General features: G+C 47.9%; 16 protein-coding genes. 13 read left to right on the top strand and 3 right to left on the bottom strand.

The window, feature by feature from the left end:
• Nucleotides 1-165: 165 nt before the first annotated feature.
• The 12 genes from ABXS75_16730 (at nt 166) to truA (ending at nt 9,989) form a co-directional block, all read left to right on the top strand.
• Nucleotides 166-1,194 carry an ABC transporter substrate-binding protein gene (locus ABXS75_16730; protein XCP84674.1) on the top strand — a complete coding sequence of 343 codons (1,029 nt, stop codon included), beginning with the start codon at nt 166-168 and terminating at the stop codon, nt 1,192-1,194.
• Nucleotides 1,169-1,942: an ABC transporter permease subunit gene (locus ABXS75_16725; protein ID XCP84673.1), complete on the top strand. Its 774-nt coding sequence runs from the start codon at nt 1,169-1,171 to the stop codon at nt 1,940-1,942. The genes ABXS75_16730 and ABXS75_16725 overlap by 26 nt, the downstream gene beginning before the upstream one ends.
• Before the next feature lie 62 nt (nt 1,943-2,004).
• Nucleotides 2,005-2,586, top strand: a complete 582-nt coding sequence (locus ABXS75_16720; GenBank protein ID XCP84672.1) for an ATP-binding cassette domain-containing protein — start codon at nt 2,005-2,007, stop codon at nt 2,584-2,586.
• A gap of 2 nt (nt 2,587-2,588) precedes the next feature.
• Entirely contained in the window at nt 2,589-3,098 is a 510-nt protein-coding gene (locus tag ABXS75_16715) for a gamma carbonic anhydrase family protein (protein ID XCP84671.1), read from the top strand.
• Between the two features lie 142 nt (nt 3,099-3,240).
• Nucleotides 3,241-4,125, top strand: coding sequence for an ARMT1-like domain-containing protein (locus ABXS75_16710; protein ID XCP84670.1), 885 nt, complete (start codon nt 3,241-3,243; stop codon nt 4,123-4,125).
• A 217-nt stretch (nt 4,126-4,342) separates the two neighbouring features.
• The gene (locus ABXS75_16705) at nt 4,343-4,663 is read left to right on the top strand and encodes a PadR family transcriptional regulator (GenBank protein ID XCP84669.1); all 321 of its coding nucleotides are present in this window, start codon (nt 4,343-4,345) and stop codon (nt 4,661-4,663) included.
• Nucleotides 4,656-5,243, top strand: a complete 588-nt coding sequence (locus ABXS75_16700; protein XCP84668.1) for a DUF1700 domain-containing protein — start codon at nt 4,656-4,658, stop codon at nt 5,241-5,243. Before ABXS75_16705 ends, ABXS75_16700 begins: the two co-directional genes overlap by 8 nt.
• Nucleotides 5,233-6,288: a DUF4097 family beta strand repeat-containing protein gene (locus ABXS75_16695; protein XCP84667.1), complete on the top strand. Its 1,056-nt coding sequence runs from the start codon at nt 5,233-5,235 to the stop codon at nt 6,286-6,288. Before ABXS75_16700 ends, ABXS75_16695 begins: the two co-directional genes overlap by 11 nt.
• A gap of 350 nt (nt 6,289-6,638) precedes the next feature.
• A complete protein-coding gene (locus ABXS75_16690; GenBank protein XCP84666.1) occupies nt 6,639-7,490 on the top strand; it encodes an energy-coupling factor transporter ATPase in 852 nt (283 codons plus the stop codon).
• The gene (locus ABXS75_16685) at nt 7,475-8,347 is read left to right on the top strand and encodes an energy-coupling factor transporter ATPase (GenBank protein ID XCP84665.1); all 873 of its coding nucleotides are present in this window, start codon (nt 7,475-7,477) and stop codon (nt 8,345-8,347) included. The genes ABXS75_16690 and ABXS75_16685 overlap by 16 nt, the downstream gene beginning before the upstream one ends.
• Nucleotides 8,344-9,168 (top strand): energy-coupling factor transporter transmembrane component T, encoded by an 825-nt coding sequence (locus tag ABXS75_16680; GenBank protein XCP84664.1) that lies wholly within the window; start codon nt 8,344-8,346, stop codon nt 9,166-9,168. The genes ABXS75_16685 and ABXS75_16680 overlap by 4 nt, the downstream gene beginning before the upstream one ends.
• A gap of 65 nt (nt 9,169-9,233) precedes the next feature.
• The gene (gene truA, locus ABXS75_16675) at nt 9,234-9,989 is read left to right on the top strand and encodes a tRNA pseudouridine(38-40) synthase TruA (GenBank protein ID XCP84663.1); all 756 of its coding nucleotides are present in this window, start codon (nt 9,234-9,236) and stop codon (nt 9,987-9,989) included.
• On the opposite strand, the gene ABXS75_16670 is transcribed toward truA, so the two are convergent.
• From ABXS75_16670 to ABXS75_16660, 3 genes are all read right to left on the bottom strand, one after another.
• The gene (locus ABXS75_16670; protein XCP84662.1) at nt 9,990-10,250 is read right to left on the bottom strand and encodes a type II toxin-antitoxin system Phd/YefM family antitoxin; all 261 of its coding nucleotides are present in this window, start codon (nt 10,248-10,250) and stop codon (nt 9,990-9,992) included.
• A gap of 119 nt (nt 10,251-10,369) precedes the next feature.
• Nucleotides 10,370-10,936 carry a chromate transporter gene (locus ABXS75_16665; GenBank protein XCP84661.1) on the bottom strand — a complete coding sequence of 189 codons (567 nt, stop codon included), beginning with the start codon at nt 10,934-10,936 and terminating at the stop codon, nt 10,370-10,372.
• Nucleotides 10,933-11,502: a chromate transporter gene (locus ABXS75_16660; GenBank protein XCP84660.1), complete on the bottom strand. Its 570-nt coding sequence runs from the start codon at nt 11,500-11,502 to the stop codon at nt 10,933-10,935. Before ABXS75_16660 ends, ABXS75_16665 begins: the two co-directional genes overlap by 4 nt.
• A 403-nt stretch (nt 11,503-11,905) precedes the next feature.
• Here ABXS75_16660 and ABXS75_16655 point away from each other — a divergent pair, with 403 nt between their 5' ends.
• Nucleotides 11,906-13,222 carry a M18 family aminopeptidase gene (locus ABXS75_16655; protein ID XCP84659.1) on the top strand — a complete coding sequence of 439 codons (1,317 nt, stop codon included), beginning with the start codon at nt 11,906-11,908 and terminating at the stop codon, nt 13,220-13,222.
• The last annotated feature ends 30 nt before the right edge of the window (nt 13,223-13,252 follow it).

Here is a 13,252-nt window from a genome sequence, read left to right as displayed (position 1 = left end):
ATGCTGGATTTCTTTGCTATCGTGGGAGCGATAGTTTCTCTACTTTTATAAGGCAGAAAAATGTGCTATACTTGGGTTTGGCAGATGAACCAGGGTGAAAGGTGAGTGGACCGGGATATTCTGGCGAATTTACAGCAAAGTGAGACAGAAAGGGAGCAAGGATTTATGAAAAAGAGAAAATTAGTGGCATCTCTTCTTGCCGCATGTATGTGTGTCAGTCTTCTGGCAGGCTGCGGCGCAGGGGAAGAGAAGAAGGATACGAAAGAGCAGACAGAGCAGACCGGGACGGTTTCGGAGGAGAAGGAAGAAGAAAAGAAGCCGTCTGAGGTGATAAATATCGGCGCCATGAAGGGACCGACATCCATGGGAATGGCTCAGATCTTAGATGATGAGAACTATCAAGTTTCTATTGTGGCGTCGCCTGACGAGATCGTGCCGATGATCGTTCAGGGACAGGTGGATATTGCAGCGGTTCCGGCAAATCTGGCGTCTGTTTTGTATCAGAAAACAGAAAAACAGGTAAGTGTGCTGGCTGTCAATACGCTGGGAGTATTGTATCTGGTCGAGAATGGTGAGACGATTCAGTCTGTGGAGGACTTAAAGGGGAAAACGATTTATGCCAGCGGTAAGGGCGCCACGCCGGAGTATGCGCTGAATTCTGTGCTTAAGGCACATGGAATCGATCCGGCATCAGACGTGACGATTGAGTATAAGTCAGAACACGCAGAGGTAGTGGCAGCGCTGGCAGCGGATCAGAGTGCAGTGGGACTTTTGCCGCAGCCTTTTGTGACGACGGCGCTGACGAAGAATGAGAACCTTCGGGTGGCGCTCGACTTAAATGAGCTTTGGGAGAGTGGAAATGACGATGGCAGTCGTCTTGTGACAGGCGTCGTCATTGCGAGAAAGGAATTTCTTGAGGAGCGCGGAGAAGATGTGGAGATTTTCCTTACGGCGTATGAGAAGTCCGTGGAGTTCGTAAATAAAGACGTGGAGGCGGCTTCTGAGATCATCGGAGCGCATGATATTGTGGCAAAGGAAGTTGCAGTGAAGGCGATTCCTGCGTGCAGCATTGTGTTCATAGACGGAGAGGAAATGCAGACCATGCTTTCCGGATATCTGGGCACGCTGCTGGAACAGAACCCGCAGACAATCGGAGGAAGTAAGCCAGATGAAGGATTCTATTACAAACGATAGAATAAAAAAATATGGAATGCGGATATTTGCGGCTGTATTCTGGATCGGAATCTGGCAGATCGCAAGTAAGTGGCTGGGACAGGAGATCCTTTTGGCGTCTCCTGTTTCTGTTATGCAAAAACTGGGGAATCTGGTGATGATAGTCGATTTTTGGAAATCGATCTGGTTCAGCTTTGCGCGGATCGTGTTGGGATTTTTGCTGGCCCTTATTTTGGGAGCAGGGGCGGCGGTTCTCTCCAGTTGTCTGAAGGTGGTGAGGATCTTGCTTGCGCCTTTAATCACGGTGATCAAATCCACTCCGGTAGCGTCCTTTATCATTTTGTGCCTGATCTGGATTCCCTCCCGGAATCTGTCCGTGTTTATTTCATTTCTTATGGTTCTTCCGGTGGTGTATACCAATTTGTTGGAAGGAATCGGGCAAACTGACAGGAAACTTCTGGAAATGGCAGACGTGTTTGGCGTGGGACCGGCGAAAAAGATATGCTATATTTACCTTTCTCAGATTCTGCCCTATCTTCTGACCGCCTGCCGCCTGGCGCTGGGACTTTGTTGGAAAGCCGGAGTAGCAGCCGAGGTGATCGGGGTTCCGTCAGGGTCTATCGGGGAGAAATTATATCATGCCAAGATTTATCTGAATACGCCGGATCTGTTTGCATGGACGATCGTGATCATTGTGATCAGCTTTTTGTTTGAAAAATGTTTTCTGGCGGGGCTTACCTGGCTGGTGAAGTGCGTGGAGCGGCGGTAGATACGCGGGAAGCGGCTTCACGGAAGTGATAAAAAATGGAAAGAATACAGGAGATTTGAAAGATGGATATCCGAATGAATGCAATTTATAAAGCATTTGGTGATCAGCAGGTCATGCAGGATTTTTCCTGTTGTTTTCCGGCGGGAAGGACTACCTGTATCATGGGGGAGTCCGGCTGCGGAAAAACAACGCTGCTGAATATTCTGCTTGGATTATGTACGCCCGATGCGGGGACGGTGGAGGGCGTACCGAAGGGAAACATAGCGGTCGTATTTCAGGAGGACCGGCTCTGCGAGAATTTAAGCGCTGCGGCAAATATTCGTCTGACGGCGGAAAAGAAGATATCTGACCGGGATTTGAGCGACGCCTTTCGGGCAGTGAATCTGAAGGAGGCAGGGCATAAGCCGGTGCGGGAGCTGAGCGGCGGTATGCGCCGGAGGGTAGCGGTTCTGCGGGCAGTCCTGGCAGGAAAAGAGTGTATTGTGATGGACGAGCCTTTGAAGGGCCTGGACGAGGAGACGAGGCGGCTGACCGCAGGATATATCAGGGAGAAAACGGCGGGGAGAACGCTTATCGTTGTGACACATGATTCGGAAGAGATCGCACTTTTTGGAGCGGAGCAGGTGCTTAGAATGGAGAGTTAAGTATGTTTTGCAAGAATAATATAAAGATTGCCGAAACGGCAAATGTAGTGAAAGAGGCAGTCCTTCTTGGGGACGTGACCATAGAGGAGGAGGCCACGGTATTATGTTACAGTGCGCTTCGTGGAGATCATAATCGGATTGTGGTCGGCAGAGGCAGCAATATTCAGGAAAATTGTACGATTCATGTGGCGGACGATTACCCGGTCATCATCGGGGAGGGCGTTACGGTAGGGCACAATGTGATACTGCATGGCTGCCGTATCGGAGATCACAGTCTGATCGGAATGGGGGCTATTCTCATGGACGGCGTGCAGATTGGTAGGAATTGCCTGATAGCCGCGGGGAGTCTTTTGACGAAGCATACGATAGTCCCGGACGGCAGTCTGGTGCTGGGAAGTCCGGCGAAGGTAAAGAGAGAGCTTACAGAGGAGGAGAAGGCGGAACTTGTCCGCAGCGGGCTCCATTACAAAAAAGTAGGACTATATATGCGTGAAAATGGGTTGACGCGTTAAGGTGAAATGGGCTGATAGGCTAAAGTGAAAACGGGCTGACGCACTCAGAGGAAAACAGACTGATAGGCTAAGGGAAAAATAGACTGATATGTCAAGTAAAGAGTAAGAAAACAAAAATTTGAACGAAAGAGGGGAAATGTGCATGCGTGCAAGTGCAAGGTGTATCTCTTGTATTGTAGCAAAACAGGAGAAAATGATAAGAGATTTTTCAGATGAAAATAAAAAATCAGAGTACATGCATCAGGTACTGGAAATTTTATATAAATATGGTCAAAGTGAGTCATCTCCGCAGCTTGCCGAGAAGATTGATTGTTTGCAGAGGGATTTTTGGGGAGAGCTTAACGATTATACAGAGATGAAACGAAAATACAATCGGCTGTTGCTGGAAAAGGAAGAGGAAATCGAGAAGCAGATACAGAAATCGATGAAAGAATGTATTAAATATGTGTGTGCGGGAAACTACATTGACTTTTCAGCCGTGGAAAATGTCAATGAGCATACGTTTGAACAATTATTGGAAAAAGCAGGGCAGGAGAAAATTTCGGAGGAGGAATATGCCTGTTTTCTGCAGGACTTGGAAAAGGCGGAACGGTTGGTCTATTTGACGGATAACTGTGGAGAAATCGTTTTGGACAAGTTGTTTATTAAATGTATTAAAGAGAGGTATCCAAAGCTCCAGATTACCGTGATCGTCAGGGGGGAAAGTGTTCTGAACGATGCGACCCTTGTGGACGCCCGGGAGGTGGGGCTTGACGAGCTTGTTCCCTGTATAGGAAACGGAAACGCCGCACCGGGAACTGTTCTGGAATATTTAAGTGAAGAGGCGAGACAGGCCCTACTTGCGGCTGATGTGGTCCTCGCAAAAGGACAGGGGAATTTTGAAAGTTTGTACGGGGAAGGTATGAATCCCTATTATTTATTCCTATGTAAATGTGAATTGTTTGTTCAACGATTCGGGCTGGAGCAGTATGCATCGGTATTTCTGAAGGAAGAAAGGATGCGGATCGGGCAGACAGTGGAAGCATAGTGTAAGATGGGGGAAACTGTTGAATTATAGAAGAACTGTTCATTCGGAAATATAGTGCCGGTGGACAGTTTTTTTGTTGCCAAGCATACCTGAGTGAACGTCCAGTGGACCTTATTTTGGTTGTTCTCATATATATAATTGAAATATATGTATTGACAAAGTATACTATATACAATATAATATACTCATAAAAAACATAAGAGAGGAGTTATGGGCTATGATTTTTCCTATGAATGCCCCTATGTTCGACCTCCTGGTGCTGGCTATTGCGGCTAAGGAAGATGCCTACGGTTACCAGATCAGTCAGGTGGTCAAGACGGTGGCAAGTACCAAAGATTCTACGCTCTATCCCGTGCTGAAGCGTTTGCAGGAGCAAGGGTTCCTGTCGGTTTACGATCAGCCATTCCAGGGAAGAAACAGGCGATATTATAGAATTACGGACAGCGGGCGCGAGCATTATAAGATGCTGGCACAGGAGTGGAGTGCTTATAAGGCTTCCGTAGACGAGATCGTGAAAGGAGAAGGTCAGAATGAATAGAGAAGAATATATGAAGAGCCTTTCCCGGAGGCTCAAGCGCCTTCCGAAAGAGGACTTTGAGAAGGCGATGGCATATTACGAAGAGTATTTTGATGATGCCGGACCGGAGAATGAGCAGCAGGCGATCGAAGATCTTGGGACGCCGGAGATGGCGGCAGACCAGTTGATCCGGGAATTTGCACTGGAGAATGCAAAGGAGCCGCCGGCAAGTGTGAAGAAAGGGCTCTCGGCGGTATGGGTGGGCGTTCTCGCCGTGTTTGCGGTGCCGGTCGGGGTGCCGCTGGCTCTGGCCGTTGTCGTTCTTCTTTTGGCGCTGGTAATCGTAGTGGGGGCTTTGATCTTCAGCGTGTGGATCACGGCATTTGCGCTGATGGTATGCTCGGTGCCCTGCATTTTGCTGAGCTTTTACCAGATGACTGTTGCGTTTGCAGACGGAATCGGCACCCTGGGGGCCGGGCTTGTGAGTCTGGGTGTAGGGGTCTGGGTAGTGTTCGGCAGCATGGCGCTCAGTAAATGGTTTTTAAATGTAGTTACCCGTATGTTTGGCAAACTGGTAGGAGGAAAGAAACGTGAAAAATAAGAGACTGATCTGGATACTTTCTTTTATTAGTGTTGGTTTGGGAGTCGCATTTATGGTTGCCGCATGGCTTTTGGGCGGTACGCCGGGATTCTATTTTGACAGGAATGGTTTTCATTCTGCGAATGAAGCGTTAGAAGATACAGTCATAGAGGAAGAAGCGAAGGAGCTTGATCCTTTTACCAGTATGGAGCTTGAATTAGAGAGTGCAGATCTGGAGATCGCGGTGTCGGACCGATTTGCGATTTCGTATTGCGTGGACGGAACGTTTGGAAGGCCCGTTGTCAGGGTGGAGAATGGAAAGCTGACATTTAAGGAAAGAGAGGACGTGCGCTATTGGGTAGTCTTTGGAGGCTTTGGCAGAATCGGGAGCAAGATGGACAGGTCGTATTTTGTAAAAATAGAGGTGCCGAAGGGGACTGCACTTGAAGATCTGAAGGTCGAATCATCAAACGGAACCGTGAAGCTGGCTTCGCTTGAAGCAGAGAGAGTCAGTCTGGAAAATGAGTACGGCGACATTTCTCTGGAAAATTTAAGTGGAAAGCGGCTTAAGATCAAGACAGATAATGGAATCGTGAGTGCGAAGCAGGTACATGTGGATAAAGTGGAGCTTGAGAATGAATATGGAAGGACAGAGGTTGAAATGCTGGAAGGCGGGCAGCTTCAGGCGGAGTCAGCGAACGGCGACTTCCGGGTCGAAGAGCTCAAGATGGGCCGGTCGGAGATCATAAATGAATATGGGGATATTCAGATTTCCCGGGCGTCAGGCGAAAAACTTGCGGTGGAGATGGAAAATGGCAATTTTTCGATCGGGGAAGTGGAGGCATCCCAGGTCATGGCGGAATGCGAGTACGGAGATGTGAAGCTGGGCTTGGCAAAAGGAATGGAGGAATATAGCTTCAATCTCGGGACGGAGTATGGCAGGATCGTGCTGCCGGACGGAGCGATCGAGGAAAGCGCCGGCGACGGCATGAAATTCCAGTCACAGAATGCCGGTGCATATCAAATTAGTGTGAAATGTGAAAATGGGGACATTGTGATTCGGTAGTGGAGAGTCGATTTTGGGAACCTCAGGGGCATGCATGCGTAGTAGGAGCATGTATACCTCTGGGGTTCCTGTTTTGTACGACTTAAGATTCTTTCATGTTATTGCAGGCCAAGGGAATGTTTCTGCGGGAAAATAAAAGGATAGAACGCACGGGATTCCTGCAAATAAGTGATGAAATTGTGAAGAAAATGCACTATAATCAAGAAAAAAGGATAGAAAAACCAGATTCTTAACAACCTACAAAATAGGAAAAGGTGGACCTTTATCCCGGTAAATGAATTTTAATGTTAGACATGTACCGTTTCTTGTTGTATACTTGGAATAGTGCTTTGAAAATGTGAGGAACAGTCATGAAAATGATAAAAACAGATAAATTGATATTTGAATATGCGAAGCGTGACGAGGAAGGAAATGTGATTGGTAAGAGCCGCGCCATCGACGAGGTGGATCTGGATATTGAGCCGGGGCAGTTCATCGCGATCCTGGGGCATAACGGCTCCGGGAAATCGACGCTTGCCAAGCATATGAATGCTATATTGGTGCCGACGGAAGGGACCATGTGGGTAGACGGAAAAGACACCCGGGAAGATGAATATTTGTGGGATATACGCCAGAGCGCCGGAATGGTGTTTCAGAATCCGGACAATCAGATCATCGGAACGGTGGTGGAAGAGGACGTAGGATTTGGGCCTGAGAATCTGGGCGTTCCGACAGAGAAGATCTGGGAACGCGTGGAGGAGAGCCTTAAGTCAGTCGGAATGATCGAGTACCGCCACCATTCGCCGAATAAGCTGTCCGGCGGGCAGAAGCAGAGGGTGGCGATTGCCGGCGTGATGGCCATGCGGCCAAAGTGTATCGTGCTGGACGAGCCGACAGCCATGCTGGACCCCAACGGGCGGAAGGAAGTACTGCGCAGCGTTATGGAGCTTCAGAAAAGAGAGCATATCACCATTATTCTGATCACACATTATATGGAAGAAGTGGTAGATGCGGATAAAGTCATTGTGATGGATCACGGGCATGTGGTCATGCAGGGAACTCCCCGGGAGATTTTTTCGCGAGTGGAGGAACTTAAGGCATACCGTCTGGACGTTCCACAGGTGACGATACTGGCCGATGAGCTTAGAAAGCGGGGGCTTAACATACCGGCGGGGATTTTGAGAAAAGAAGAATTGGTGGAGTTGTTATGTCGATTAAGTTAGAACATGTAAATTACGTATACAGCCAGGGAACGGCATACGAGAAGAGGGCCCTGAAAGATGTGAGTCTGGAGATTTTGGATGGGCAGTTTATCGGAGTGATTGGCCATACCGGTTCCGGGAAATCTACCCTGATTCAGCATTTGAACGGGCTTATCAGGGCCACGGACGGGGCGATTTATTTCAATGGGGAAAATGTTTATGCAGACGGATATAATATGAAAGAGCTTCGCAATCAGGTGGGGCTGGTATTTCAGTATCCGGAGCATCAGCTTTTTGAGGTGAATGTCCTTGAGGACGTTTGTTTTGGGCCGAAGAACCAGGGACTTTCTCCGGAGGAATGCAAGAAGAGGGCAAGAGAGGCGCTGCGTCTGGTGGGGCTGAAAGAGAAATATTATGACCATTCTCCGTTTGATCTTTCGGGGGGACAGAAGCGTCGTGCGGCGATCGCCGGCGTTCTTGCCATGCGCCCCAAGGTGCTGGTGCTTGACGAGCCGACCGCAGGGCTGGACCCCAAGGGGAGAGATGAGATACTGGATCAGATCGCTTATCTGCACAAGGAAAGCGATATGACGGTCATTCTGGTGTCGCACAGTATGGAAGATATCGCAAAATATGTGGATCGGATTATCGTGATGAATCACGGGGAAGTGATGTTTGACGATGATCCGAAGAAGGTATTTGCGCATTACAAAGAATTGGAAAAAGTAGGGCTTGCGGCGCCGCAGGTCACGTATATCATGCACGAATTAAAAGGAAAAGGATTTGATGTGGCGACGGACGCGACTACGGTGGAGGAAGCGGCAGACGCCATCATGGCGCATTTCACACAGAGCCCGAAGGAGAGTAAAAAACAATGATTCGAGACATTACCATAGGACAATACTATCCCGCCGAGAGCAGGATTCACCGGCTGGACCCGCGGGTGAAGATTGTTTGCACCTTATTGTATTTAATTTCATTATTTACATTTAAAAGTATTATCGGATATGCACTGGCGACTTTGTTTCTGGCAGCCTGTGTGCGGCTCTCCAAGGTACCGTTCAAGTACATTGTAAGAGGGTTAAAACCGGTCATTATGCTGCTTATGATCACGGTGATCTTCAATCTTTTTCTGACTCCCGGGGGGAAGTTACTGCTTCATTTCTGGGTGTTTAAGGTGACGGAGCGGGGACTGAATACGGCAGTGTATATGGCGATACGGCTCATCTATCTGATCATGGGCTCCTCGCTCATGACGCTGACCACGACGCCGAATGCACTGACGGACGGGCTGGAAAGTCTGCTCCGGCCGCTTAGTAAGCTGCGTGTTCCGGTACATGAGATCGCGATGATGATGTCCATCGCACTGCGTTTTATTCCAATCCTTCTGGAAGAGACGGATAAGATCATGAAAGCGCAGATCGCAAGAGGCGCAGACCTGGAGAGCGGCAATCTGATTCAGAAGGCCAAGGCTATGATTCCGATTCTGGTACCGCTTTTTGTGTCGGCGTTCCGGCGGGCAAATGACCTGGCAATGGCGATGGAGTCGAGATGTTACCGGGGCGGAGACGGAAGAACAAAGATGAAACCGCTGGTGTATCGCGGCCGGGATTACGCCGCGTATCTGATCACGGCAATCTATGTTGTCGGTGCTTTTGTTCTGGGGAGATATATACCGTTTAAAATCTGGATATTTTAGTTTGGGGAAATAGTGTTGCAGGGTTGATAAGGGCGGAGAAGGATTGCAACGAAGTGGAGAACAAAATGAGACGAATCAAATTAATTGTCGCATACGACGGTACGAATTACTGTGGCTGGCAGATTCAGCCCAACGGCATCACGGTGGAAGAGGTGCTTAATAGCGCCATCAGCAAATTGACCGGAACAAGGACGGCGGTCATAGGGGCCAGCCGGACGGATTCCGGCGTACACGCTCTGGGAAATGTGGCTGTTTTCGATACAGAAAGCCGGATTCCTGCAGAGCGTTTTTCCTATGCACTGAATCAGCGGCTGCCGGAGGATATCATCGTGATGTCATCAGAGGAGGTTCCAACTGACTGGCACCCCAGATATCAGAACAGCCTGAAGACCTATGAGTATCATATTCTAAATACCAAAACGCCGGTTCCGACCAGGCGGCTTTATACCAGTTTTGTAAATTTTGATCTGGATTTGGAAAAAATGCGGGAAGGGGCTAAGTATTTGCTCGGGGAACATGATTTCGCGGCATTTTGCTGTATCAGGACGAATGCAAAGACTACGGTTCGGACGATCACGGATATTCAGATTACTGCTTCGCCGCAGTTTGATGGGCAGGAGATCGTGCTTCGCGTCACCGGAAATGGATTTTTGTATAATATGGTCCGGATTATCGCCGGAGTGTTGATTCGTGTGGGACGAGGTTTTTATGAGCCTGAGAAGGTGAAAGAGCTTCTGGAAGGGAAGGAGCGGAAAAAAGAGGCAGTTACAGCCCCTGCGAGGGGGCTGTGTCTGGTGGGGATTGCGTATCTTTCCGAATGATCATAGCCCATATTTTGTCCTCATGTTTGCCAGGGCAGTCCTGGCATTTTTAATCTGCCCGTTTTTAATTTGATTTTCCGATATTTCTATATCTCGATATATAGAAAGTCGCTGCATAGTGCTTTCATATATTTCCATACTCATAATTACCATATCGACACATCCGTTTTTGGTAATATAAATGGGCTCATCTGCTTTGTGGCACATATCAGAAATTTCAGATGTATTCTTTAAATCTTTAATAGGTATGATCTGTGGCATTTTGTATCCCTCCTCTCTGTGGGCAAGTTATACCATTATATCAATCAAATTATTGTGGGGGATTTATAAAATATGAAAATATTTTCTTGCACCCCTAAAGAAAAATAATTATACGATAATTATGTAGCGACCAGCGTAAATAGTACCTCCGCGACTCCGCAGAGCAGCATCACCCAGATGGGATTTAGTTTGGTCTTTCTGAGCAGTAAAAGCGCGGTTGCAAAATAAATCACGGAGCGAATCCTGATATTAGAGGCGGCGAGGCTAAATGCACCGGACACCCAGAATGCGGAAATTAAGATGGACAGTCCTGCCGCAGCGATCATGGAGACGACAGCCGGGCGCAGGCTTCCCAGAATCCCCTGCATGACCTTGAGGTTCCGGTATCTTATGTACAGGTTTGCGAGGATTGCCGCGATGATGCAGGAAGGGAGAACGCAGCCGGCCGTAGCGGCAAGCGCACCGGGCACCCCTGCGATCTGTGTCCCGACAAAGGTAGCTGCATTGATGGCGATCGGTCCCGGCGTCATCTGGGAGATTGTCACCAGATCTGTGAACTGGTTCATGGAAAGCCAGCCGTGAAGTTCCACGACCTGATGCTGGATCAGCGGCATCGCAGCGTATCCGCCGCCAAAGCTGAATGCTCCGATTTGCAGAAAGCTTAAGAATAATTGTAAATAAATCATACGTTACGCTCCCTCCTCTCACCGATAAGAGTTCGTATGACGCCGATTCCGGCACAAATAAGAATAATCAAAACAACATTTACCTTCCAGACCCAATTTGCCAGAAAAGCTCCGACCATAATGAGGACTGACAGGATATTTTTCTCTTTCATCTCAGATGCGGCCATGTCGTAGGTCACGGAGGCGATGACCGCCCCTACGCCGGACTGCATTCCCAGCAGCATAGCGCTGACGATCTGGTTATCCTTCACAAGTGTATAGATGCCGGAAATGGCCGACAGGATCAAAAAAGGCGGCAGTACAGCGCCGATCACAGCCGATAGTGCTCCTAATGCTCCGCATAATTTATAACCTACGACGATCGCTCCGTTTACTGCGATCGGGCCGGGAGAGGACTGGGCGATCGCGACCATGTCCAGCATTTCCTGCTCGTCAATCCAGTGCAGTTCATCTACGAATTTCTTCTTCATCAGAGACACGATTACATAGCCCCCGCCGAATGTGAACATGCTGAGGTAAAAGGTCGAGGTAAATAGTTTTAACAAAATCTCTTTTTTCTTAGGCATTTTCTATATCCTCCGTCCTGGATTAGTATAGCATGATTTGGTCCAAAAATATAGAGTATAGAATGAAAGCCTCATCTGAATCTGTAAAATAGTAAAACAGTATCCGCTCATACAGCTTAGCTATTTAGTTTATCTCCGGAAATGTCGAAAATAAATGTTTATGCTCAAATTATTAATTACAAAGTTTTTGGATATGGTATTTTACTGTTGATGCCATTTGTTGTATAATGGGGATGTATTCAGCGGATTGATTTACAGAGGTGGTAAATAGTATGCCGCCTATAGCGCTAATGACAGTGGGAGTGGTTAGGCCATACTTGAGCTGTAGAGAGCAAAGATGTGATAAGGTTCGCCGGATTTTTATTTAGGTATGCATAGTAACCAAAAGAAGAGGAGAAACGAGATGTACAAGGAAATTACGAAGGAATTACTGGACTTTCTTAAGAAGAGTCCGACAGCATTTCATGCTGTAAGTAATATTTGTGATGAGTTGGAAAAAGCAGAGTTCCATGAATTAAAGGAAGAAAGCAAGTGGCAGATCGAGCCGGGCGGTAAATACTATGTAACACGCAATGGCTCCAGCGTGATCGCGTTTCACATAGGAACGGATTTGAGTGAGTATGGTTTTAACATTGCGGCTTCCCACAGTGATTCGCCGACGTTCAAGGTCAAGGAAAATGCCGAGCTGGAGATCAGGGGAAAGTATACCCAGCTCAACACAGAAGGCTATGGCGGGATGATTTGTTCGACGTGGTTCGACAGGCCGCTTTCCGTTGCCGGACGGGTCCTTGTAAAAGAGGGAAATAAATTTCATGTAAGGCTTGTGGATATGGAAAGAGATCTGGTTCTGATTCCCAGTATGGCGATACACATGAACCGGAAAATCAATGAAGGGTATGCTATTAATAAGCAGGTCGATACCCTGCCCCTGTTTGGAGGACAGGATACCCACAAAGGGGATTTGAAAAAAATGATTGCCGGGAAATTAGGGGTTGCCGAGGAAAATATTTATGGCAATGACCTGTATCTCTACAATCGCATGGAACCCTCCATATGGGGAGAAAAGGAAGAATTTATTTCCGCACCGCATCTCGATGATTTACAGTGTGCATACACCTCTTTGCAAGGATTTCTGGAGGGAGGCCATCCGCAGACGGTGAACGTATATGCATGTTTTGACAATGAGGAGGTCGGCTCGGCCTCAAAACAGGGAGCAGACTCTACCTTTTTGTATGATGTGCTGCACCGGATCAACGCGGGGCTTGGCAAGACAGAAGAGGATTATTATCGGGCAGTAGCATCCAGTTTTATGTTAAGTGCGGACAATGCACATGCGGTTCATCCGAATCACCCGGAAAAAACGGATGTGGAGAACTGTGCTTATATGAATGAAGGCGTAGTGGTAAAATCTCATGCAGGGCAGAAATATACCAGCGACGGCGTAAGCATCGGAATTTTCAGAGAAATATGCGAGCGCGCCGGGGTTCCGGTTCAGTTTTTTGCCAATCGTTCAGATGAAGCGGGAGGAAGTACGCTGGGAAATCTTTCTTCAGCACATGTTTCTTTAAAGGCGGTAGATATCGGGCTTCCCCAGCTTGCGATGCATTCGGCCTATGAGACGGCAGGTATCAAGGATACGCTTTATATGGAACGGGTGATGGAGGTGTTCTATCGTTCACGCTTCAAGGGGGAAGATGAAATAGAGATCGGGGAGTGCTAGAGGTATTTGACCTATTGGGAAAAATTCAAA

Origin of the sequence: Roseburia hominis (assembly GCA_040702975.1) — a bacterium.
Taxonomy (GTDB): domain Bacteria; phylum Bacillota; class Clostridia; order Lachnospirales; family Lachnospiraceae; genus Allocoprococcus; species Allocoprococcus hominis_A.
This window is presented reverse-complemented; position numbering and strand designations above follow the sequence as displayed.